The 21,896-nt window shown below is 35.7% G+C and carries 23 protein-coding genes; 13 read left to right on the top strand and 10 right to left on the bottom strand.

Annotation, left to right across the window (positions count from 1 at the left end; genetic code table 11):
- Nucleotide 1: 1 nt before the first annotated feature.
- Nucleotides 2-376, bottom strand: coding sequence for an RNA-binding S4 domain-containing protein (locus HCN53_RS04475; protein ID WP_167342159.1), 375 nt, complete (start codon nt 374-376; stop codon nt 2-4).
- 78 nt (nt 377-454) lie between these two features.
- On the opposite strand from HCN53_RS04475, the gene HCN53_RS04470 reads away from it, so the two are divergent.
- Together HCN53_RS04470 and HCN53_RS04465 are read left to right on the top strand one after the other, a co-directional pair.
- Nucleotides 455-1,600: an FKBP-type peptidyl-prolyl cis-trans isomerase gene (locus HCN53_RS04470; protein WP_167342158.1), complete on the top strand. Its 1,146-nt coding sequence runs from the start codon at nt 455-457 to the stop codon at nt 1,598-1,600.
- 149 nt (nt 1,601-1,749) lie between these two features.
- The gene (locus tag HCN53_RS04465; protein ID WP_167342157.1) at nt 1,750-2,376 is read left to right on the top strand and encodes a hypothetical protein; all 627 of its coding nucleotides are present in this window, start codon (nt 1,750-1,752) and stop codon (nt 2,374-2,376) included.
- A gap of 64 nt (nt 2,377-2,440) precedes the next feature.
- Here the strand turns inward: HCN53_RS04465 and HCN53_RS04460 are convergent, their stop codons facing one another.
- A complete protein-coding gene (locus HCN53_RS04460; RefSeq protein ID WP_167342156.1) occupies nt 2,441-3,394 on the bottom strand; it encodes a transketolase family protein in 954 nt (317 codons plus the stop codon).
- 19 nt (nt 3,395-3,413) lie between these two features.
- Nucleotides 3,414-4,259, bottom strand: coding sequence for a transketolase (locus HCN53_RS04455; RefSeq protein ID WP_167342155.1), 846 nt, complete (start codon nt 4,257-4,259; stop codon nt 3,414-3,416).
- A 208-nt stretch (nt 4,260-4,467) separates the two neighbouring features.
- Here HCN53_RS04455 and tgt point away from each other — a divergent pair, with 208 nt between their 5' ends.
- From tgt to dnaB, 5 genes are all read left to right on the top strand, one after another.
- On the top strand, nt 4,468-5,598 hold the full coding sequence (gene tgt, locus HCN53_RS04450) for a tRNA guanosine(34) transglycosylase Tgt (protein ID WP_042279403.1): 1,131 nt from the start codon (nt 4,468-4,470) through the stop codon (nt 5,596-5,598).
- A 2-nt stretch (nt 5,599-5,600) separates the two neighbouring features.
- On the top strand, nt 5,601-6,668 hold the full coding sequence (locus HCN53_RS04445) for an LptF/LptG family permease (protein WP_060524710.1): 1,068 nt from the start codon (nt 5,601-5,603) through the stop codon (nt 6,666-6,668).
- Entirely contained in the window at nt 6,655-7,566 is a 912-nt protein-coding gene (locus HCN53_RS04440; protein ID WP_167342154.1) for a DMT family transporter, read from the top strand. Before HCN53_RS04445 ends, HCN53_RS04440 begins: the two co-directional genes overlap by 14 nt.
- A gap of 184 nt (nt 7,567-7,750) precedes the next feature.
- Nucleotides 7,751-8,704: an acetyl-CoA carboxylase carboxyltransferase subunit alpha gene (locus HCN53_RS04435; RefSeq protein WP_060524714.1), complete on the top strand. Its 954-nt coding sequence runs from the start codon at nt 7,751-7,753 to the stop codon at nt 8,702-8,704.
- Between the two features lie 259 nt (nt 8,705-8,963).
- Nucleotides 8,964-10,502 carry a replicative DNA helicase gene (gene dnaB, locus HCN53_RS04430; protein WP_042279399.1) on the top strand — a complete coding sequence of 513 codons (1,539 nt, stop codon included), beginning with the start codon at nt 8,964-8,966 and terminating at the stop codon, nt 10,500-10,502.
- Nucleotides 10,503-10,526: 24 nt separating this feature from the next.
- Here the strand turns inward: dnaB and HCN53_RS04425 are convergent, their stop codons facing one another.
- Nucleotides 10,527-10,691: a hypothetical protein gene (locus HCN53_RS04425; RefSeq protein WP_167342153.1), complete on the bottom strand. Its 165-nt coding sequence runs from the start codon at nt 10,689-10,691 to the stop codon at nt 10,527-10,529.
- A 76-nt stretch (nt 10,692-10,767) separates the two neighbouring features.
- Here HCN53_RS04425 and HCN53_RS04420 point away from each other — a divergent pair, with 76 nt between their 5' ends.
- Complete coding sequence (locus tag HCN53_RS04420) at nt 10,768-11,952, top strand: asparagine synthetase B (protein ID WP_167343249.1); 1,185 nt, start codon at nt 10,768-10,770, stop codon at nt 11,950-11,952.
- An 84-nt stretch (nt 11,953-12,036) separates the two neighbouring features.
- Here the strand turns inward: HCN53_RS04420 and HCN53_RS04415 are convergent, their stop codons facing one another.
- Nucleotides 12,037-14,256, bottom strand: a complete 2,220-nt coding sequence (locus HCN53_RS04415) for an NADP-dependent isocitrate dehydrogenase (RefSeq protein WP_167342152.1) — start codon at nt 14,254-14,256, stop codon at nt 12,037-12,039.
- Between the two features lie 135 nt (nt 14,257-14,391).
- Here HCN53_RS04415 and HCN53_RS04410 point away from each other — a divergent pair, with 135 nt between their 5' ends.
- Both HCN53_RS04410 and HCN53_RS04405 read left to right on the top strand, forming a co-directional pair.
- Nucleotides 14,392-14,544, top strand: coding sequence for an SsrA-binding protein (locus HCN53_RS04410; protein WP_105019200.1), 153 nt, complete (start codon nt 14,392-14,394; stop codon nt 14,542-14,544).
- The gene (locus HCN53_RS04405) at nt 14,517-15,368 is read left to right on the top strand and encodes an ABC transporter substrate-binding protein (RefSeq protein ID WP_240919392.1); all 852 of its coding nucleotides are present in this window, start codon (nt 14,517-14,519) and stop codon (nt 15,366-15,368) included. The genes HCN53_RS04410 and HCN53_RS04405 overlap by 28 nt, the downstream gene beginning before the upstream one ends.
- Nucleotides 15,369-15,430: 62 nt before the next feature.
- Here HCN53_RS04405 and HCN53_RS04400 read toward each other — a convergent pair whose 3' ends face one another.
- On the bottom strand, nt 15,431-15,967 hold the full coding sequence (locus HCN53_RS04400; protein ID WP_105019198.1) for an inorganic diphosphatase: 537 nt from the start codon (nt 15,965-15,967) through the stop codon (nt 15,431-15,433).
- 205 nt (nt 15,968-16,172) lie between these two features.
- Here HCN53_RS04400 and HCN53_RS04395 point away from each other — a divergent pair, with 205 nt between their 5' ends.
- Together HCN53_RS04395 and HCN53_RS04390 are read left to right on the top strand one after the other, a co-directional pair.
- Nucleotides 16,173-17,321 (top strand): vWA domain-containing protein, encoded by a 1,149-nt coding sequence (locus HCN53_RS04395; protein WP_042279394.1) that lies wholly within the window; start codon nt 16,173-16,175, stop codon nt 17,319-17,321.
- A 78-nt stretch (nt 17,322-17,399) separates the two neighbouring features.
- Nucleotides 17,400-17,987 carry a porin family protein gene (locus HCN53_RS04390; RefSeq protein ID WP_042279393.1) on the top strand — a complete coding sequence of 196 codons (588 nt, stop codon included), beginning with the start codon at nt 17,400-17,402 and terminating at the stop codon, nt 17,985-17,987.
- A 254-nt stretch (nt 17,988-18,241) separates the two neighbouring features.
- Here HCN53_RS04390 and HCN53_RS04385 read toward each other — a convergent pair whose 3' ends face one another.
- From HCN53_RS04385 to HCN53_RS04370, 4 genes are read right to left on the bottom strand one after another with little or no spacing between them, the layout of a single operon-like run.
- Nucleotides 18,242-19,318: a M28 family metallopeptidase gene (locus HCN53_RS04385; protein WP_373420740.1), complete on the bottom strand. Its 1,077-nt coding sequence runs from the start codon at nt 19,316-19,318 to the stop codon at nt 18,242-18,244.
- 16 nt (nt 19,319-19,334) lie between these two features.
- Nucleotides 19,335-20,153, bottom strand: coding sequence for a carboxypeptidase-like regulatory domain-containing protein (locus tag HCN53_RS04380; RefSeq protein WP_105019196.1), 819 nt, complete (start codon nt 20,151-20,153; stop codon nt 19,335-19,337).
- A gap of 54 nt (nt 20,154-20,207) precedes the next feature.
- Nucleotides 20,208-20,795: an RdgB/HAM1 family non-canonical purine NTP pyrophosphatase gene (gene rdgB / locus HCN53_RS04375; protein WP_042279390.1), complete on the bottom strand. Its 588-nt coding sequence runs from the start codon at nt 20,793-20,795 to the stop codon at nt 20,208-20,210.
- Nucleotides 20,795-21,442, bottom strand: a complete 648-nt coding sequence (locus HCN53_RS04370) for an alpha/beta hydrolase (RefSeq protein WP_042279388.1) — start codon at nt 21,440-21,442, stop codon at nt 20,795-20,797. Before HCN53_RS04370 ends, rdgB begins: the two co-directional genes overlap by 1 nt.
- A gap of 35 nt (nt 21,443-21,477) precedes the next feature.
- Here HCN53_RS04370 and HCN53_RS04365 point away from each other — a divergent pair, with 35 nt between their 5' ends.
- Nucleotides 21,478-21,894 (top strand): hotdog fold thioesterase, encoded by a 417-nt coding sequence (locus HCN53_RS04365; RefSeq protein ID WP_060525105.1) that lies wholly within the window; start codon nt 21,478-21,480, stop codon nt 21,892-21,894.
- Nucleotides 21,895-21,896: the final 2 nt, after the last annotated feature.

Below are 21,896 nucleotides of genomic sequence, written 5' to 3'. Positions count from 1 at the left end.
GTTACTCCTCTTCTTGATTAAGTAAATCAGTTAAATCACGTCTGTCTTTTTTTGTAGGTCTTCCTTCTCCTTTACGGCGGTAGTAATCTTGGCTGAGGTTAACTAAATCGCGAGCTTCAAAATTTTCCTTTGGTGTACGATCTACTCTATAAAGATCAACTAATTTGTTACCTACCCGATTAGCCGGTAGGTCTATAACTTCTACTTTATATTCAATTTGATCTTTACGCAAGGTGATTAAATCTCCAGGATAGATATCTCTAGACGGTTTTACAGCTACATCATTCACTTTTATACGACCCTTTTTTGCGGCATCAGTTGCTTTGCTACGTGTTTTAAAGTATCGTACAGACCACAAAAATTTATCTACTCGCATAAGATGTCTTATTATCACTCGTTAACACAACAAAAATAGCGAGAAATGCTATCTTTGACCACTAATAAAAAAAGTATGATGAAAAAACTTTTAAGACTAGGCTTATTAGCTGGTTTTGTACTTGCGGTTTTTGCATGTAATAATGACGACGATGATACAGGTATTCAAATACGAGATAGAGACGAAGTAGATCTAGAAGATCAAGCGGCGCTTTTAGATTATCTACAAACCCATTATTATAATGAAGATGATTTTGCAGCTAGCCCTACCAATGACGTTGACATTATTTTGAGAGAAATCGACGATCCTTCTACTCAAACACCACTTATTAATCAGGTCGAAACTCGTACTATAGAACGAGAAGGAGTTAATTATACTTATTACTTACTTAAATTAAGAGAAGGTAATCCTAGTGATCCACAAATAACTTATGCAGATAGCGCTTTAGTGAGTTATGAAGGTAGACTATTGGATAATACTTTATTTGATGCTGCACAAAACCCAATTTGGTTTGATTTACCTAGATCTATTGAAGGTTTTGCTAGAGCAGCACAAGAATTTAAGGGTTCTCAATCGGTAACGGCAAATCCCGATGGTACTATTACCTTTGACGGTAGTGGTATAGGTGCAGTTTTTATGCCTAGTGGTATTGCCTATTTTAATAGTTCTCCTACTGGAATTCCTGCATATTCGCCTTTACTTTTTACTTTCAAAGTTCATGCTGTTAAAATCAATGATCATGATAATGATGGTATTTTATCTAGATATGAGGATCCTAATAATGATGAATTGATCACAACTACTAATGATGATACGGACAGCGATCGTATTGCAAACTTTGAGGATCGTGATGACGATGGGGATGGAGTAGGTACCATCTTTGAAAATGCAGACCCTAACGGTGATGGGAATCCTGATGATGCAGAAGATTTAGACGGTGATGGAATACCAGGCTACCTTGATGCAGACGAAGTGAATATTGATTTAGACGGTGATGGAATTCAAAATAGATTTGAAAACCCAGATCCTGATGGTAACTTTTTACCTGGAGATGCAGTAGATACTGATGGTGATGGTGTTCCTGATTATTTAGATCCAGACGACGATGGTGATGGGATCCCAACTAGTCAGGAAAATGCAGATCCTGATGGTAATACAAATCCAGATGATGCACGAGATAGTGACGGTGACGGAATCCCAGATTATCTAGATGCAGACTCATAAATAGAATAAAAAAATCTACCAACAGGTAGATTTTTTTTTGAGTTGAGTTTGTAAAAAACACAAGTTTCAAAATTTTTCTTTTCTATTTAATCAAATTAAATAGGACAAGATGACTCATAGTTTTACTCACGAATTTTAAACTAGTAGTCATGAAAAATTTAGTCATCATTATAATCTTAATTATCTCTAATCATTCTTTGGTTAATGCCCAGACTAACCAAAATCCGAATTCCTTGCCAATAGAAACCCCATTTTTGAAGGTTGGAGTAGGTGCGTATATTCCATCGTCAGAATTAGGGCAATTTATTGATGTGTCTCCTTCTTTTGAAATATCTCTTCAGTTTCCAAACTCAAGAAAACACCGAAGCATAGAGGCTGTATTACAATTAGTAGTGCCGCAGCAAAACAACTATTTTCTTTTACAAGGCGAACAAAGAAATGAGGAAATAGAAGCCACAACTATATTAAATGCTTCACTAAGATTAAATAAGACGTTATTAAGCTATCCGTCTTCTGCATTGGATTTAGGATTTGGAATGGGGATGGCTTCAATCTTTATAGATCCTGTTACTAATAGCGCTGCACAAGGGCTTGATTACAGCAGTATAAATTCCTTTTTAGCACTCAGTTCTTTAAGTTATAACTTTGAGTTTAAGGATTCGAGTGTATTGTTTATATCCATAGATTTACAATATACACCCTTTAAAATGGAGCGTGGAATAACGAAAAACTTGACATCTTGGACTTTGATTCCTAAAGTTGCTTATAGGTTTTAAAAAGAAAAACTGTATCTAAAAGTAATTACTATTAGATACAGTTTTATAATAGTGGTAATTACAATTACTTGCGCTTAATTACCTGTTGAGCTTTGGCTGCGATATTTGCAGCATTTAAGCCATATTTTTCAAGTAATTGAGCAGGAGTTCCACTTTCTCCAAAGGTGTCTTGAGTAGCAACAAATTCTTGTGGTGTAGGATGGTGCTGTGCAAGTGTGCGTGCAACACTTTCTCCTAGTCCACCTAGATAATTGTGTTCTTCTGCTGTTACGATACAACCTGTTTTCTTTACTGAATCTAAAATAGCTTTTTCATCTAAAGGTTTAATGGTGTGAATATTAATCACCTCGGCAGATATACCTTTTTCATTTAATTCTTTAGCAGCTTCTAGAGCTTCCCAAACTAAATGTCCAGTTGCCACTATAGTGACATCTTTTCCATCTTGTAAATGAACAGCTTTTCCAATTTTAAAGCTTCCGTTTTCTGGAGTAAAGTTAGCTACTTTAGGTCGTCCAAACCTAAGGTAAACAGGTCCATGATGATCTGCGATAGCAATCGTTGCTGCCTTTGTCTGATTGTAATCACAAGTGTTTATTACAGTCATTCCTGGAAGCATTTTCATAAGACCGATGTCTTCAAGAATTTGGTGTGTAGCACCATCTTCTCCTAGTGTAAGACCAGAGTGTGATGCACAAATTTTTACATTCTTATCAGAATAAGCGATGCTTTGTCTGATTTGGTCATAAACACGACCCGTTGAAAAGTTAGCAAATGTTCCTGTAAAAGGAATTTTACCACCTATTGTTAAACCAGCAGCGATACCCATCATATTGGCTTCTGCAATTCCTACTTGGTAGAAACGGTTTGGGTGCTGATTTGCAAATTCATTCATTTTCAATGATCCTGTAAGATCGGCGCAAAGAGCCACTACATTCTCATTTTTATTTCCTAGTTCAGTAAGACCAGCTCCAAAACCTGATCTTGTATCCTTATTTCCTGTGTTTTCGTAAACTTTCATAATGGTGAACAGATTTTGATTAGTAATCTCCTAAAGTTTCTGGGTTTTGAGCAAGAGCACTTTCTAATTGCTCATCATTAGGTGCTACTCCATGCCATTTGTGTGATCCCATCATAAAATCTACACCATTACCCATTTCAGTGTGAAGTAGGATGCAAATAGGTTTTCGCTTTCGCGAAAGCGAAATAGCCTCACGTACTCCATTTACCACAGCTTCAATATCATTTCCTTTTTCTATGGTAAGTACTTCCCAACCAAAAGCCTCAAATTTATTTTTCAGATCACCTAGTGATAATACAGCATCGGTAGAGCCATCAATTTGTTGACCATTTACATCGATTGTAGCGATTAAATTGTCTACATGATTTGCACTAGCGTACATGGCAGCTTCCCAAATTTGACCTTCTTGAAGTTCGCCATCACCATGCAAACTGAATACGGTTTTGTCATCGTTATTCAATTTTTTTGCAAGAGCGGCACCTATAGCTACACTCATTCCTTGTCCTAGTGAACCACTAGCAATGCGTATACCTGGTAGACCTTCATGAGTGGTAGGATGTCCTTGTAGGCGAGTGTTTAGTTTTCTAAAAGTATTTAACTCTTCTACAGGGAAATATCCAGCTCTCGCAAGGACACTGTAGTAAACGGGAGATATGTGCCCGTTTGATAAGAAAAATAAATCTTCATTAACTCCATCCATACTAAAATCTGGATCGTGATCCATGATCTCATTATAGAGAGTAACGATAAACTCTGCACAGCCTAGGGATCCACCTGGGTGACCACTATTTACTGCATGAACCTGTCGTACTATGTCGCGGCGTACTTGGGTTACGATGTCTTTTAATTGCTGTATATCAGCCATTTTAATTGTTTAATTTGATGATACTGCAAAAGTACGTTTCTAATCTTCCTTTTTACGAATTTTGCACAGTCAATTATTAACGAGTAGCAAACAATTTAATAGAATCTCGGAAAGTTAAAGACTCGATTATTCTTTTAAACGGTCTTTAACTTAGATGAATTGAATTAACTAGTCGTATAAATCACGTTAAAACCTATCTTTGCCACGCATGAAATTTGACTTATTACATAACGATCCTAACAGCCAGGCTAGGGCTGGTGTAGTTCACACTGACCATGGTGCAATTGAAACGCCCATATTTATGCCTGTAGGAACCCTTGCAACAGTCAAGGGTTTACATCAAAACGAACTTAAAGATGTGGTTAATCCAGATATAATTCTGGCAAATACCTACCACTTGTATTTGCGACCAGGAACTGAAATTCTAGAAAAGGCCGGTGGTGTTCATAAATTTATGAATTGGGATAGACCAGTTCTTACAGATTCTGGTGGTTATCAAGTTTATTCCTTGAGTGCAAATAGAAAAATTAAAGAAGCTGGAGTGAAATTTAAATCACATATCGATGGTTCTTACCACTTCTTTACACCAGAAAGCGCTATGGATATTCAACGTACCATTGGTGCAGACATCATCATGGCATTTGATGAATGTACTCCTTATCCTTGCGATTACAATTATGCTCGTCGATCCATGCACATGACCCATAGATGGTTAAAAAGATGTATCGATCATTTTCACAATACTCCTAGTAAATATGGTTATAACCAAACCTTGTTTCCTATTGTACAAGGTAGTACGTATAAAGATTTAAGAGCTCAAAGTGCTGAATTTATTGCCAATGCTGATCAGCCAGGTAATGCTATAGGTGGTTTGTCAGTAGGTGAACCAGCTGAAGAAATGTATGCTATGACCGAGGTGGTAACAGCTATTCTTCCAAAAGATAAACCGCGTTACCTAATGGGTGTAGGTACTCCTATAAATTTATTGGAAAATGTGGCGCTAGGTGTAGATATGTTTGACTGTGTAATGCCTACTCGTAATGCACGAAATGGTATGATTTTTACAGTCAATGGTACCATGAATGTAAAAAATAAAAAGTGGGCCGATGATTTCTCACCACTAGATGAGCATGGTACTGCTTGGGTAGATCAATATTATAGCAAGGCATACGTAAGACATCTTTTTACCGTTAATGAAATGCTAGGTAAACAAATATGTACCTTGCACAATCTTACTTTTTATCTATGGCTCATGCGCGAGGCGAGAAAACACATACTTGCTGGTGATTTTAGAACCTGGAAGGATAAAATGGTAAAACAAATGGACAATAGATTATAGTATTGAATATTTTAGATAAATACATATTAAAAAGGTATTTAGGTTCATTTATCCTGCTGTTATCGTTATTCCTACCGATAATGGTTACAGTGCACCTTGCAGAAAAAGTGGGAAAGATACTTAGTAAAAATGCACCACTTGACGAGACCTTGTGGTACCTTCTGGATTTTACTATTTATTTTTCAAATTTTTTATTTCCTTTATTTCTGTTTATTTCTACGATGTTTTTTACATCAAAATTGGCTAATAACACAGAAGTTATTGCATTTTTAAGTTCTGGAGTTTCATTCAATAGATTCCTTAAGCCATACATAATTGGTGCAACGATAGTTTGTACAGGAGCCTTGTTGTTTAGTTCTTTTTTGGTTCCTAATGCCGCTCAAGGATTTAATGAATATCAATACAAGTACTTTAAACGAACAGATAGTCAAAAAACATCTGATGTTTATCGTCAAATTAATGATAATGAGTACATCTATGTGAGTAATTACCAGCCTTCAAGAAAAAAGGGCTACAATTTCACCCTAGAACATTTTGAAGCTGACTCACTTAAATTTAAAATTTCTGCTAGTAGTATTCAGTTTAACGACACTTCCTATACGCTCACAAGTTTTAAAAAACGTATTATTCTTGAAAACAGTGAAAAAATCGAACAATACGGTAAGTACGACACTCTTTTACCTTTTGAAATTGATGAACTTACACCAGTAGAATATGTAGCCGAAACTAAAAATTTCTGGGAACTGAATGAATTTATAAAACAAGAAGAAAAACGAGGTAACGCTAACATGAACTTATACTATGTAGAAAAGTACAAGCGTACTAGCATACCTGTAAGCGCCTTTATTTTTACCCTTATAGCCGTTGCGGTAAGTAGTGTAAAAAAACGTGGAGGAATGGGAATGAATCTTGCCATAGGGTTAGTAATCGCTATGACCTACGTATTTCTAGACAAAGTTTTTGGAACCATTGCAGAGAAAAGCACATTTAATCCGTGGTTTGCAGTGTGGTTTCCAAATATATTTTTTGCAATTGTAGCTATATTTTTATTGCGTAATGCCAGACGATAGAGTAGTTAATTATCTTCATTTACACCTCATTGTTTTTATTTGGGGTTTTACCGCTGTTTTAGGAGCTCTTATAAGTATTGATTCCATTCCTTTGGTTTGGTACCGTATGTTGCTAGCGGTGATTTTTATTTTTATCTATATAAAGATTAAAGGGATCTCGTTACTAGGAGATGGAGTTAATACGCTTTCGCGAAAGCGTATTCTATCATTCTGCTTAGCAGGTTGTGTAATAGCCTTACACTGGGTTACTTTTTTTGGTGCCATTAAAGTTTCTAATGTGTCCATCTGTTTGGCAATGATGAGTACAGGAGCCTTTTTCACGGCCTTGTTAGAACCTCTATTTACACCTAAAAAATTTGTTGGCTACGAATTAATCTTCGGGATTATAATTATTGGAGCATTATATTACATATTCACGGTAGAAAGTAATTATATAGAAGGGATCTTGCTAGGATTGACAAGTGCACTGTTAAGCGCTGTTTTCAGTATTATGAATGTAAGTTGGGCCAAAGTTTATAATCCTACCGTTATTTCTTTTTATGAGCTGGCCAGTGGTGTCGTTCTACTCTCTTTATTTTTCTTGATATTACCAATAGACTTTGTAGCTCCAGTAGCATTGTCTGTTTACGATTGGTTATGGTTGGGAATTCTAGCTTCCGTGTGTACAGCCTATGCCTTTATTGCCAGCGTTAAAGTAATGAAAGTATTAAGTGCTTATACGGTGATGCTTACCATTAACCTAGAACCGGTTTACGGAATTTTACTTGCCTATTTTATTTTCAAAGAGCAAGAGCAAATGACACCCGAGTTTTATTTAGGTGCTGTAGTGATTCTACTTGTTATTATAGCAAATGGTATCATAAAAACAAGACTTAAAAAGAAACAAATAAGTCAATAAAACTTCCTAGTGTAGTTTAATATTTGACATCTTTATAAGTGTTTTTAAAAACCGATATAGTCTTGAATTATCTATTAAAGACTTTTTCAGGGTTTTACAACCGTTCCCAAATCCAAAAAACTCATCGTTATTCACTTTAAGTTTTACTACATTTGTTTTTCGAATTATAAAGTCCAAAAGGATAATGGAATATTTAGATTTTGAATTACCGATTAAGGAACTAGAAGACAAGTACAAGCAAACACTTGAGATAGGAGAAGGAAGTGAGGTTGATGTGACTGATACGGTTAAAAAAATAGAAAAAAAGATTAAGGCCACTCGTAAAGAGATTTACAAAAACCTAAGCCCGTGGCAACGTGTTCAAATATCACGTCACCCTAATCGCCCTTATACACTTGACTATATTAAAGCCATTTGCGGTGATACTTGGTTAGAACTTCATGGAGATCGTAATGTAAAGGATGATAAAGCCATGATTGGTGGTCTGGGTAAAATAGGAGACCAGTCCTATATGTTTATAGGTCAACAAAAGGGTTATAATACTAAAACAAGACAGTACCGTAACTTTGGAATGGCAAATCCTGAAGGTTATAGAAAAGCGTTACGTTTAATGAAAAGTGCCGAGAAATTCGGGATTCCTGTAGTGGCATTAATCGATACTCCAGGTGCTTATCCAGGTCTTGAAGCAGAAGAACGTGGTCAAGGTGAGGCAATTGCACGCAATATCCTTGAAATGACACGACTTAAAGTGCCTATTATCGTAATGATTATAGGAGAAGGAGCAAGTGGTGGAGCACTAGGAATAGGAGTAGGAGATAGAGTTGTAATGCTAGAAAACACGTGGTATTCCGTTATTTCACCAGAAAGTTGTTCATCAATCTTATGGCGCAGTTGGGAATATAAAGAACAAGCTGCCGAGGCTCTTAAACTTACCAGTACCGACATGAAAAAGATGAAGCTTGTAGATGAGGTACTTAAAGAACCTCTAGGTGGTGCACACCGAGATCGTGATGCTATCTTCAAATCGGTGGCAGACTGTATAACGAGACATTACACAGAATTAAAAGAATTAGAATCCAGTAAACTTGTAGAGCAGCGTATGGATAAATATGCTGATATGGGTGTGTATAAAGGATAATTCTTAACTCATAAATATTAGGCGCTTTTATGAAAATAAAGGCGTCTTTTTTTGCGCTTTTTTTCAATAAAGAAGTTATCAACTACAAATAGTAATATAGAAAAATCACATTTTTTTTTGAGCTAGTGTAAACTTCCTATTTAACAAAATTTTTTGTACCTTATTAACAGGTTATTAAATGCTTTTTAAACACGATTGTTAGTTAATGGTGAATAGACTAGCTAGTATAAACCTACTTTAAAAACTACCTTTGAAAACTATGGAAAAAATACAAGTACGTTCTAATAAAATCTCTGGAAACAGTCCGGTTATCGCCCTTGAAAAAGGTAAGATACCACCACAAGCTGTTGATTTAGAGCGTGTTGTGCTAGGTGCGTTGATGATTGATGGTAAAGGTGTAGATGAGGTAATTGACCTGCTTTCACCAGAGGTTTTTTACCAAAAAAGCCATCAACACATCTTTGAAGCGATTGATATTCTTTTCAAAGAAGGTAAACCTATTGACTTATTAACCGTAAGCAGTCAATTACGCAAGCAAGAACGTATTGAAGCAGTTGGCGGTGATCATTACTTGGTGCAATTAAGTCAATTAGTGAGCTCAACAGCGCACATTGAATATCATGCCCGTATTATCCTACAGAAACACATTCAAAGGCAGCTTATTTCGATTTCTTCAGAAATTATTGAAGATGCCTATGAAGAATCTACCGATGTATTTGACTTGCTGGATACTGCCGAATCTAAATTATATGAGGTCACCCAAGGTAATATTAGAAAAAGTACCGAGACAGCGATGGATCTCGTACGACAGGCAAAACAAAAAATAGAAGAAATTGCAAACCGCGATGGATTAAGTGGAATTCCTACAGGATTTACTGATCTGGACAAATTAACCAGTGGTTGGCAACCTAGTGATTTAATTATTATCGCAGCACGTCCAGGTATGGGTAAAACAGCCTTTACTTTAAGTATGGCTCGTAATATTGCGATTGGGTCTAATACTCCTGTAGCTTTCTTTTCTTTAGAGATGAGCTCGGTACAGCTTATTACACGTCTTATTTCCGCCGAAACTGGATTAAGTTCAGAAAAGCTACGTACTGGTAAATTAGAGAGCTATGAATGGGAACAACTTAATGTAAAGGTTAAAGATCTTGAACAAGCTCCTATTTATATAGATGACACTCCATCGTTATCCATTTTTGACCTTAGAGCAAAATGTCGCCGTCTAGCATCACAATACGGTATCAAGCTTATCATGATTGATTACTTGCAATTAATGACCGCACAAACAAACAGTAAAGGTGGTAATCGTGAGCAAGAAATATCAACTATTTCTCGTAACCTTAAAGCCCTGGCCAAAGAACTTAACGTGCCTGTAATTGCATTGTCACAGTTATCTCGTGCTGTTGAATCTCGTGGTGGTACAAAACGACCATTACTTTCAGACCTTAGGGAATCTGGAGCCATCGAGCAAGATGCCGATATCGTTTCTTTCATTTATAGACCCGAGTATTATGGTCTAGAAGAATGGGATGATGATGATCGTGGACCTACCAAAGACCAAGGTGAATTTATTGTAGCAAAACACCGTAATGGTGCTACTGATAGCATACGATTGAAATTCTTAGGTAAATTTGGTAAGTTCGATAACTTGGACGATTTCTTCTCATCGCCACAGGAAATTGGTTCCAAAATGAATGCAGCAAATGACGATACATTTAAATCTGATAATGCAGGAATAAGACCTTCCAATCCAGGAGATGCTTTTGGAATTGATAATGACGATCTAGCTTTTTAGAAATTACAATTCATTTCTCGTATCCTATTTGTATTTTAGTACCAGTTGAGAGATTTCGGCATGGATTATGAAGCTGTGCTCATGCGGCACGATAGAGTTTAGTTTAATTACGCTTTCGCGAAAGCGTACACTAAAAATTCCATCTTGACATGACGAGTTCTCCAATCTTAAACTTGAATAGGTTACCATGATTAAAAATTATATAAGTTGTATTCTTTTATGCCTAATTGGTCTGTTTTCTCATGCGCAATATGTTCTGGTTCCCATGGATGCCGATACTCAAAAAGATCATTTAAAAGCCTATGGAACGGCTTATTGGGTGCTTGAACAAGGTATAAAAGTTAAATGGTTACTTAATTATAGAGGTGGTTCCTTCTTAATTCCAGAAACTGATGGGATAAAAAAAGAACTTACTATACGTGGGGTAAGTTACGAATCATTAAATGAAGGCGAGACAGCACAAATCCTTGAATTCATTGCTAGCCCGTCGCAAAATATGCAAGAAGTGGTGCTAGAGAAGGCACCTAAAATTGCAGTATATACTCCTACAGGAAAACAACCTTGGGATGATGCGGTTACCATGGTACTTACTTATGCCGAAATTCCATATACCAAGGTCTATGATAAAGAAGTTTTAAATGATGAATTGTTATTGTATGACTGGTTGCACTTGCATCATGAGGATTTTACAGGACAGTATGGTAAATTTTATCGCAGCTTTAGAACTGCGCCGTGGTACATTCAAGAAAAGAAGGAAGCAGAAGAACTGGCTGCAGAGCTGGGATATAACAAAGTAAGTGAGGCAAAACTTGCCGTAGCAAAAAAGATAAGAGATTATGTAATAGGTGGTGGTTTTATGTTTGCCATGTGCAGTGCTACAGATAGCTTTGATATAGCGCTAGCAGCAGAAGATGTTGATATTTGCGAACCCATGTTTGATGGTGATGCTAGTGAACCAGATTACCAGTCAAAGATTGATTTCAATAAAACTTTTGCTTTTACTGATTTTTTACTGGAACGTTCTCCCATGGTTTATGAGTTTAGTAGTATAGATATGACTACTAAACGTAAGGTAGCAAAGGAGTTGGACTACTTTACTTTGATGGATTTTAGCGCCAAATGGGACCCTATTCCAACCATGCTCAATCAAAATCATACTTCGCTAGTAAAAGGGTTTATGGGGCAAACTACCAGTTACACAAGAGAAGAAGTAAAAAAGAATGTACTAGTTCTCGCTGAAAATAAATCAAACGGCGAGGTTAAATACTTACACGGAATACGAGGTAAAGGCTTTTTCACTTTTTATGGTGGTCACGATCCAGAAGATTACCAGCATAGGGTAGGAGATCCACCTACAGAATTAAAACTTCACCCTACATCACCGGGCTATCGTTTGATTTTAAACAATATTTTATTTCCTGCAGCTAGAAAGCAAAAGCAGAAGACTTAATTTATAAAGTTGTAGTGGAATGGAAATATAAAAAGCCTGTTTGTACACTTACAAACAGGCTTTATGGTATTAGGTTGTTTTATTTTAACCAATAATACTGTTTAATGTAGCGCTAGGGCGCATTGCTGCTGATTCTTTTGCAGCATCTGGACGATAATATCCTCCAATATCCATAGCAACGCCTTGCGCATCAATCAATTCTTTATTGATTACCTCTTCATTATCAGATAATTCTTTAGCTAGTGAACTGAATTGTGCACTTAGTTCTTCATCTTGATTTTGAGAAGCTAATTCTTGGGCCCAATACAGGGCTAGATAAAAATGCGAACCACGGTTATCTAACTCATTAACCTTTCTTGAAGGAGATTTTTTGTTAGTTAAGAACTTCTCTGTTGCGCGATCCAAGGAATCTGCAAGAATCTGAGCTTTCTTATTATCGTATTTCTCAGCTAGATGTTCCAGAGAAACCGCAAGAGCAAGAAACTCGCCTAAAGAGTCCCATCTTAAGTGATTTTCTTTTTCAAACTGTTGCACGTGTTTTGGAGCAGATCCACCAGCGCCAGTCTCGAATAATCCACCACCGTTCATTAATGGAACAATAGATAGCATTTTGGCACTTGTGCCCAATTCTAGGATTGGGAATAAATCTGTATTGTAATCTCTAAGTACATTACCGGTAACCGAGATGGTGTTTAAACCATCCTTCATTCTAGCTAGCGTGCGTTTTGTAGCTTCAACTGGTGAAGCGATTGAGATGTCCAAGCCTTCTGTATCATGATCTTTGAGGTATGTATTTACCTTTTTAATTAGTTCAGCATCGTGTGCTCTATTCTCATCTAACCAGAAAATAGCAGGGTCATTAGTTGCTCTGGCTCTAGAAACTGCCAGTTTAACCCAATCTTGAATAGGAGCATCCTTAGTTTGACAAGCTCTCCATATATCACCTTCTTCTACATCGTGTTCTATAATGACAGTACCATTTTCAGAAACTACTTGCACTTTACCGTTTGCTTGTATTTCAAATGTTTTATCGTGTGAACCATATTCTTCGGCTTTTTGAGCCATTAGACCTACATTTGGAACCGTACCCATGGTAGTAGGATCAAATGCACCATGTTCTTTACAAAACTGGATAGTTTCCTGATAGATTCCAGCATATGAACTATCTGGAATCACCGCTTTGGTATCTTGAGTTTCTCCTGCCTTGTTCCACATTTGTCCAGATGTACGTATCATTGCCGGCATTGAGGCATCAATAATTACATCACTAGGTACATGTAAATTAGTGATTCCTTTATCGCTATTTACCATTGCGATATCAGGACGTTGCTCGTATACTTTTTCAATTTCCTTTTCAATAGCAGTTTGAACATCGCCTGGTAATTGATCTAATTTTGATAATAAATCACCAAACCCATTATTTACATCTACACCAGCCTGCTCTAATTCGGTACCAAATTTTTCAAATACTGGAGCAAAGAATGTGCGCACCGCATGGCCAAAAATGATAGGATCAGAAACCTTCATCATCGTTGCTTTCATATGCAGTGAAAAAAGTACGCCTTGACTTTTTGCATCTTCAATTTGTTCCTTCAAGAAAGATAAAAGAGCATTCTTACTCATGTAAGTAGCGTCTAGTATTTCTCCCTTTTGAAGATTTAAACCACTTTTAAGAACTTCAGTTTCTCCATTATTTTTTACTAATTGAATGGAAACCGAAGTAGATTCTTCAAAGGTGTGAGATTTCTCGTTGTGCGCAAAATCACCTGCAGACATAGTTGCAACATGTGATTTTGAATCAGAACTCCATGCACCCATAGAGTGTGGATTGTTCTTTGCGTATTGCTTTACCGGTTTAGGAGCGCGACGATCAGAGTTACCTTCACGTAAAACAGGATTTACTGCACTACCTTTAATCTTATTATAACGTTTTTGAATTTCTTTTTCCTCCTCGGTTTGAGGATCTTCAGGGTAATCAGGTAGGTTATAACCTAGTGCTTGTAATTCTGCAATAGCAGCAGTCAATTGTGGTATTGATGCACTTATATTAGGTAATTTTATAACATTGGCGTCTGGTTGCTTTACAAGTTCACCTAGCTGTGCGAGAGCATCTTCTTGTTTTTGATCTTCAGTTAGGTTTTCTGGGAAAGTAGCAATAATTCTTCCAGCTAGAGAAATATCTGCTGTATCAATATCGATACCTGCTGGAGCAATAAATTTTTTAATGATTGGTAAAAAAGAAGCGGTTGCTAGTGCTGGTGCTTCATCCGTTTTTGTATAGATAATTTTAGGTAAATCTGCCATTGTAATTATTCTGTTTTTTAGAGTAATAAACAAGTATTTAAGCTTGTAAAAAAGAATTGCAAATATAAGTAATAGCAGTGATTTCTTATAGTACAATTAACGCATTACTCGTTAACATATTCCTATATTTGAGTTATGAAAAAATATTTTTTCAAAGCACTTGCATCAATTAATAAAAAGCTGTTACCCAGTTTTACTAAAAAGAGATTAGATCTAAGCAAGGCAACCAAATGGCAAATGGCGCTTTTAGGTTATAAGTTATGGGTAACAAAAAACGCACTAGATTAATGTTTTATAAAGGTATAGACCAGCTTAACCGAGTAGTTGAAATCGCAAATTTACCTGAACGTATCGTTTCACTGGTTCCATCTCAAACCGAATTGCTAGTTGATCTAGGATTAGAAGATAGAATTGTGGGCGTTACTAGGTATTGCGTACACCCAGAAAACTTACGCACTGATAAAGTTGTCGTAGGTGGTACTAAAAAAATAGTACTAGAACGTATTTATGAGTTACAGCCAGATTTAATTATTGCAAATAAAGAGGAAAACACCCTAGATATCGTAGCTGCTTGTGATCAAATAGCTCCTACTTATGTAAGTGATATTTTGACATTGGAAAACGCTTACGAGATGATTCATGATATAGGAATGATGACAGGAAGTTCTTTCAAGGCAAAATCCTTAGTTCGTACTATTAAAATGGAATTCAACAAGCTTAAAGTGAATTCAGCAAAAAATGCAGTTTACTTAATTTGGAAGAATCCATACATGGCAACGGGTAATGATACATTTATTCATCATGTTTTAAGACAAGGTGGATTTGAAAATTTATGTAAAGACCTACAACGATATCCAGAGTTTTCACTTGATGAGTTAATAAAATTACAACCAGAATTTATCCTACTATCTAGTGAACCCTATCCTTTTAAAGAGGAAGATAAACAAGAACTTATTGAAGCATTTACACTAGCACCAGCATCCGACGCTTTAAAACCGAAGGTTATTCCTAAAATTGTACTAGTTGATGGTGAGATGTTCTCGTGGTATGGATCACGTTTAAAACTTGTACCGGAATATTTGAGCAAACTACAAGATCAACTCAACAATTAATTTCAAAGAAAAAAACCTGCTCATGATATGAACAGGTTTTTTTATTAGGTTCTATAAAAGTATTATTTATTGAACTTGTTTTTATAATCAGTAATTGCTTGTTGTACGATCTCCATTGCTTTTTCACGACCTTGGAATTCTTCTACATCAACAGTTTTGTTCTCTAACTTTTTATAATCTTCAAAGAAATTACGCATTTCTTTTTTCCAGTATTCTGGTAATTCGCTTACATCATTAAAGTGAGCAACCGACATGTCATTTGCGGCAACGGCTATAATTTTATCATCCATTTCACCACCATCCATCATTTGCATTACACCGATAACCTTTGCTTCAACCATACACATAGGTACGATTTCAATTTGTGAAAGAACTAGAATATCTAGTGGATCTTGATCGTCACAATAAGTTTGTGGTATAAAACCATAGTTAGTTGGGTAGTACATTGAAGAGTAGATCACACGATCTAAAATCAACATTCCTGTTTCCTTATCTAACTCATATTTTGCGCGAGTATTCTTTGGTATCTCAATAATTCCATTTACAATTTCCGGAGCTTTTTCTCCGTACGACACGTCGTGCCAAGGATGTACTTGCATAATCTTTTGTTTGTTTAAGCGGCTGCAAAAATAATGTTATTTCGCTTTCGCGAAAGCGTAAACGCGACAAACCTTGATATAATATTGTTATTCAATGAAATAATGACCCTATAATAACCCATTCTTAACCTTTATGTGGTGTAAAACCTACGTTAAACCTCAAACAATGTAAGTCCAACTATACAAAACAGACTATTTTTATTGTATGAATTACCAAGAACGATACGGTACCAGATTTGAAATTCACAACCCAAAGGACAAAGATCCCTTTGACAAGCTCTTTGATATTTTCAAGGAGTTAATCACTCACACCTCTGGTGATTTTGATGAAGCTATTGAATGGTTGCGTGAATTAGATAAGGAATATCACCTAACCACTGCAGAATATACGATAGACGATTTTATTGAGGATTTAAAACAGCGTGGTTATATACGAGAAGAAATTGATCCATCAAAGGGACAAGATGGATCAGATGACGGTGATGGATCTGGAAGATTCACTATTACTGCAAAAACAGAACAATTATTACGTAAGCATGCTCTAGAGCAAATTTTTGGTAATATGCGTAAGGGCGCAAGTGGGAACCACAAAACATCAAAATTAGGAACCGGAGATGAGCACAGCGGTGATTTTAGAGCTTATAAATTTGGTGACGACCTAGGTTCTATTTCCATGACAGAGAGTTTACGTAACGCACAAATTAATCACGGTATAGGTAACTTTAACCTTACTGAAGAAGATCTAGTAGTAGAGGATACACAGTTCAAGGCTCAAATGAGTACGGTATTAATGATAGACATCTCTCACTCCATGATTCTTTATGGAGAAGATCGAATAACACCTGCCAAAAAAGTGGCTATGGCACTGGCCGAATTAATAACTACTAGATACCCAAAAGATACTCTTGATATCATAGTATTTGGTAATGATGCGTGGCCAATTAAAATTGCAGATTTACCTTATCTAAAAGTAGGACCCTATCATACTAATACCGTCGCTGGATTACAGCTTGCACTAGATTTACTGCGACGTAAACGTAATACAAACAAGCAAATATTTATGATCACCGATGGTAAGCCTAGTTGTTTAAGATTGAGTGACGGTAGGTATTATAAGAATTCTAATGGTCTAGATGAATACATAGTTGACAAGTGTTACAACATGGCAGCACAGGCTAGAAGGTTGCATATACCTATAACTACGTTTATGATAGCAAATGATCCCTACTTACAACAGTTTGTAGACGCGTTTACCGAAGCAAATAAAGGTAAAGCCTTTTATACGGGCTTAAAGGGATTAGGTGAGATGATTTTTTCTGACTATGAGCGCAATCGTAAAAAGCGTATGAAATAAGTAGTTTATAATCTTTAATTGTGGTTTACGGTGTAGTCTACATTCTTTTTATATATTTGACTTACCAAAAACTATACAATGAAAAAACTTTTAGTATCCTTTGCAGTATTCTTCTGCGTGAGTATCATAGCAACAGCCCAAGAATTTTCTTACGGTCTATTAGGTGGAGTTAACATCTCAAAAATTAACAATGTAGGTGGTGGTGAATTGGAAGACAACGCGGTTTCTTTTCACGCTGGTTTAAATGGATTGTTCACCTTTGATGATCGCTGGAGTGCTGAAACCAGTATACTTTACAGCAGAGAAGGAGAAACTTTTGAAATAGGTAATACAGAATCAGAGATTAATCTTGATTTTATCAATATACCTTTACACGTACGTTATAGAGTTTGGAACAATCTTACCGTTCATGCAGGACCACAAGTTGGATTTCTTCTTAATGCTACTCAAAGTGTTGCTGGTGGAAATGAAGTAGACATAGATGATGAGGTGACTGTAGATTCTAATCTTTCTGTTTCTTTAGGTCTAGGATACGATTTCCCAGAATTAGGTTTATTCCTTAAAGCAAATTTTGCTGAAGGTGTTACAGACCTATTTGATAATGAAGAATTCAAAAATGATGAATACACAAGATTAGTTAGATTCTCAGTAGGTTATAGATTTTAATTAATAACATACATTATACTATAAACCTCAACATGAAAATGTTGAGGTTTTTTTATTATAGGTATTTCTATAAACTTAAGGTGGTCGTATACGTCTAGGTAGTTAAAGTGAATTAAATAGTGTTTATCGAGTGAAACCTTAAATTATAGTATCTATTTAAACAAGTTCTATAGCATAATTAAATAGGTGGAGTATTAATAAAAAAACCTGCTCAATAACGAGCAGGTTTATATATATAATCACTTAGTAAAAAATTATTCCTTTTCCTTAAGAGCTGGTCTTGAATCAGCATTTGCTAGTTCCCAAGCTGTAACAAAAATCAACTTAGCACGTTTTTGATAAAGATCATATTCAATTTTATCTGGAGTATCAGTAGCCTTGTGATAATCTTCATGTACGCCATTGAAATAAAATATTACAGGTACATTATTTTTAGCAAAATTGTAGTGGTCACTTCTGTAATAAAAGCGATTAGGATCGTTTTTCCCGTTATACTTATAATCTAATCGAATATCCATGTCATATTTTGCTTTGGCAGCTTCACTCATATCATGTAAATCTTGAGAGAGCATATCACTTCCTATTAAATAAACATAATTAGGATCATCCTTTTGTTGAGGATCTATACGACCTATCATATCAATATTCAAATTTGCTATGGTATTTTCTAAAGGATAAATAGGATTCTCAGAATAATATCTACTACCATATAAACCTATTTCTTCACCTGTAACATGTAAAAATAGTAAGGAACGTTTAGGACCTTTACCATCATTTTTTGCTTGTTTAAATGCTTCAGCAATTTCAAGTAAAGCAATAGTACCGCTTCCATCATCATCGGCACCATTAAAAACTTCACCACCTTCCATTCCTACATGATCCAAATGAGCACTAATAACAAGTACTTCTTCTGGTTTTTCAGAACCTTCTATATACGCCAGTACATTTTCTGAATCGTTTTTAATTTTTCTAAAGTAGGAGGCAGGTACTGTTTGAAAGTAAGCGCCATCATTTAATCCACCGGGAACACCCATTTTTTTATACTGCTCTCTCAAATATTCGACAGCTTTTTTCTGACCAGGCTCACCTGTATAACGACCTTCCATTTCGTCGCTAGCATAGAAGTATAATTGCTCTTTTAGTTCTTCAACGGTAATTGTATTCGCATATTTCATCACTTCTTCTTTGGAAGACATGGATGAATTAATCATACTTGAATTTTCACTAGAATTTGAACCAGACGCGTCAGCATCGGTACCTTTCATAGTATTACACGATGCAGCAAGGGCAAATCCTGCTGTGGCATATAATATGGTTTTTAAACTTAACATAAAGTGGTATTAATCGTTACTTCTTTTTATCTTCTTTTTTCAGGACTTTATATTCCTCATAACATTCACTAATAGCATCTAGGATTTGTAAATCACTAGCTTCTTCAATGAACTTTTTAGAGTATTGGCAATTACGTAGAATTTCATCAATACTAACCTTATCCATTTGAAGAAGGTTCATCAATGTTTCTCTGTCGTACTTACTTTGTAATATGTTTCTTACCTCGTCTGCTTTCTTTATTTCTCTAAGCTTTTTTAGAGATTTACCTTTCTTACTAAAGGTGTTATATAGAAAATCAGCTGGATTAAAAATAGATCCTAATACTTTGGTTACCGCTCCTGGTTCCTCATCACCTGCTTCATACCCTTTTTCTAGACCACTTATGCTATATCTACGCTTGCTATAAATAGGAGCTTTTTTTGCATCGATCTCTAAATAACCGGTTAATTGAATTTCCTCTACCACCACTTCCTCAAGAGCAATCCCTTTTTCGGTCATAGAAATAGTTACATTTCCAAATTTTATCCAGTCGTTAGTAACAGGTACATTTATAGTTTGAAAACCTAAATAGGAAAAGAAAAGTGTGTCATTTACCTTGGCAGTAATGGAAAACTCTCCAGCTTCATTGGTAACGGTTCCTTTAACTTGATTAAGGTTAACAATATTAACATTTACAAGAGGAGAATTGTCCTTTGCATTAAGAACTACACCAGTAACTTTAGTTTTTTTTGCGATAGTTTTTACTGTATCAACTTTGACTGATGTACTGTCTTGGGCAGTAGTGGTGTTAAAGAAAACTCCAAAACACAAAATTAAAAATAGTAGATGCTTCATTCTATAAGCTAAAATAATTCAATTGAGTTCAATACTCTATAAATTCTCAATATATTAACGGCCGTTAACATCCTCTTCCAAATATGAAATGAGCTTTCTGAAGGCTCGAGCACGGTGGCTTATTTCACCTTTTTCGGTTAGTGACATTTCTGCAAAGGTCTTATCTGCTTCATTAGGTTTAAAAATTGGATCGTATCCAAAACCTTTTTCACCTTTCTTCTCGTCGGTGATAACACCTTCACAAACACCTTCAAATAACAATTGACAGCCTTGTAATGACAAAGCTATGGCAGTAACAAATCTCGCATTTCTATTGCGAGTATTTTCTAACTTGTCTAAGACCAATTGCATATTTGCCTCACTATCACGTTCAGGACCTGCATATCTTGCACTATATACTCCTGGTTCACCATTTAGGGCATCAACTAGTAAACCTGTATCATCTGCAAATACAGGCATCTTGACTCTATTTACAAGATATTCTACTTTCTGAATAGCATTACCAGAAATTGTTTCAGAAGTTTCAGGAATGTCTTCCTCAAAATTAATATCCTTTAAACATACCAGCTCAATATTAGCTGGCATTAAAGCTTGAATTTCTTTTAATTTATTTTGATTGTGGGTAGCAAATAATAATTTCATCACGTTAAGCTTTTTGCAATGGTTTGTAACAATTCTACATGAACCACATGCTTTATATCCGGTCTATGTTTTTCACATTTTGTGCCAAAGAGAGTATCAATACGTTCTTTTTCACGTTCAATAACCTTATCGTTCACGTATTCATCTTTAGTTCCAGATATATGTATGATTCTATCACAAAAAGTTTCAAAATGTTGGCCATCATTTTCGTTAAGCTCTTGTGGTAAACTACCACTTTGAATAATTAAGGCCTTTACATTGTAAAAGTATTGTGACATAAACCTAGTAGCAATTGAAACACCTTGTGAATATCCCATCAAAACAATTCTAGGATCGCCCTTAATATTTTCTTGTGTAATTACCTTATCAAGGTAATTAAGAACATTATCCATTTCTTGCATGGTATTTTCTCTAGTAAGCCAGCTTGCACCTACATGTTTAAAATCAGAGCCTTGATAATACTTTGAAGGAGCCTGAGGAATTATAAAATAGTGATCGTCTTTAGGAAAATTGATAAAATATTTTTTAAAGTATTTTGATAAGTATCCCAATCCATGAAAACATATCCAGATACATTTTGTGGTATCCGTTAATTCGTTTAAAGTATCGTAACTATTGGTATGATTATATAAGACAGTTTTAACCATATATTTATATTGTAGGCTTATTTTTGGGTAAAGATATGGACAAACAAAATATACTAGACCAGTGTAATACCATAAGCCGTAATACACTAATGGAAACACTTGATATTGAGTATGTAGATGTTACAGAAGATACACTTACTGCACGCATGCCGGTTACTCATAAAGTTTATCAACCTGACGGAGTTCTACATGGTGGTGCCAGTGTAGCTTTGGCCGAGTCGGTAGGTAGCGCGGCTAGTTTTCTCTTTCTGGATACCGAAAAATATACTATAAGAGGTCTAGAAATAAGTGCCAATCATACGCGATCCATTAAAGAAGGATATGTTTATGCCACCGCATCTTTTATTCACAAAGGACGAACTACTCAACTATGGCAAATAAGAATAACAGATGATCAAGATAGGTTAATCTCTTTGTGTAAATTAACAACTATTGCTCTTTTAAAACAATAACA

The sequence above is a fragment of the Nonlabens sp. SY33080 genome, from assembly GCF_011784885.1.
GTDB lineage: Bacteria > Bacteroidota > Bacteroidia > Flavobacteriales > Flavobacteriaceae > Nonlabens > Nonlabens tegetincola.
The sequence above is the reverse complement of the archived record's forward strand: the minus strand, read 5'-3'. Positions and strand labels throughout refer to the sequence as shown.

Excerpts from the sequence above, each read along its gene's own strand:
- HCN53_RS04475 (WP_167342159.1), bottom strand. The coding sequence starts at position 376 with ATGCGAGTAGATAAATTTTTGTGGTCTGTACGATACTTTAAAACACGT.
- HCN53_RS04470 (WP_167342158.1), top strand. The coding sequence starts at position 455 with ATGAAAAAACTTTTAAGACTAGGCTTATTAGCTGGTTTTGTACTTGCG.
- HCN53_RS04465 (WP_167342157.1), top strand. The coding sequence starts at position 1,750 with ATGAAAAATTTAGTCATCATTATAATCTTAATTATCTCTAATCATTCT.
- HCN53_RS04460 (WP_167342156.1), bottom strand. The coding sequence starts at position 3,394 with ATGAAAGTTTACGAAAACACAGGAAATAAGGATACAAGATCAGGTTTT.
- HCN53_RS04455 (WP_167342155.1), bottom strand. The coding sequence starts at position 4,259 with ATGGCTGATATACAGCAATTAAAAGACATCGTAACCCAAGTACGCCGC.
- tgt (WP_042279403.1), top strand. The coding sequence starts at position 4,468 with ATGAAATTTGACTTATTACATAACGATCCTAACAGCCAGGCTAGGGCT.
- HCN53_RS04440 (WP_167342154.1), top strand. The coding sequence starts at position 6,655 with ATGCCAGACGATAGAGTAGTTAATTATCTTCATTTACACCTCATTGTT.
- HCN53_RS04435 (WP_060524714.1), top strand. The coding sequence starts at position 7,751 with ATGGAATATTTAGATTTTGAATTACCGATTAAGGAACTAGAAGACAAG.
- dnaB (WP_042279399.1), top strand. The coding sequence starts at position 8,964 with ATGGAAAAAATACAAGTACGTTCTAATAAAATCTCTGGAAACAGTCCG.
- HCN53_RS04425 (WP_167342153.1), bottom strand. The coding sequence starts at position 10,691 with ATGGTAACCTATTCAAGTTTAAGATTGGAGAACTCGTCATGTCAAGAT.
- HCN53_RS04420 (WP_167343249.1), top strand. The coding sequence starts at position 10,768 with ATGGATGCCGATACTCAAAAAGATCATTTAAAAGCCTATGGAACGGCT.
- HCN53_RS04415 (WP_167342152.1), bottom strand. The coding sequence starts at position 14,256 with ATGGCAGATTTACCTAAAATTATCTATACAAAAACGGATGAAGCACCA.
- HCN53_RS04410 (WP_105019200.1), top strand. The coding sequence starts at position 14,392 with ATGAAAAAATATTTTTTCAAAGCACTTGCATCAATTAATAAAAAGCTG.
- HCN53_RS04405 (WP_240919392.1), top strand. The coding sequence starts at position 14,517 with ATGGGTAACAAAAAACGCACTAGATTAATGTTTTATAAAGGTATAGAC.
- HCN53_RS04400 (WP_105019198.1), bottom strand. The coding sequence starts at position 15,967 with ATGCAAGTACATCCTTGGCACGACGTGTCGTACGGAGAAAAAGCTCCG.
- HCN53_RS04395 (WP_042279394.1), top strand. The coding sequence starts at position 16,173 with ATGAATTACCAAGAACGATACGGTACCAGATTTGAAATTCACAACCCA.
- HCN53_RS04390 (WP_042279393.1), top strand. The coding sequence starts at position 17,400 with ATGAAAAAACTTTTAGTATCCTTTGCAGTATTCTTCTGCGTGAGTATC.
- HCN53_RS04385 (WP_373420740.1), bottom strand. The coding sequence starts at position 19,318 with ATGTTAAGTTTAAAAACCATATTATATGCCACAGCAGGATTTGCCCTT.
- HCN53_RS04380 (WP_105019196.1), bottom strand. The coding sequence starts at position 20,153 with ATGAAGCATCTACTATTTTTAATTTTGTGTTTTGGAGTTTTCTTTAAC.
- rdgB (WP_042279390.1), bottom strand. The coding sequence starts at position 20,795 with ATGAAATTATTATTTGCTACCCACAATCAAAATAAATTAAAAGAAATT.
- HCN53_RS04370 (WP_042279388.1), bottom strand. The coding sequence starts at position 21,442 with ATGGTTAAAACTGTCTTATATAATCATACCAATAGTTACGATACTTTA.
- HCN53_RS04365 (WP_060525105.1), top strand. The coding sequence starts at position 21,478 with ATGGACAAACAAAATATACTAGACCAGTGTAATACCATAAGCCGTAAT.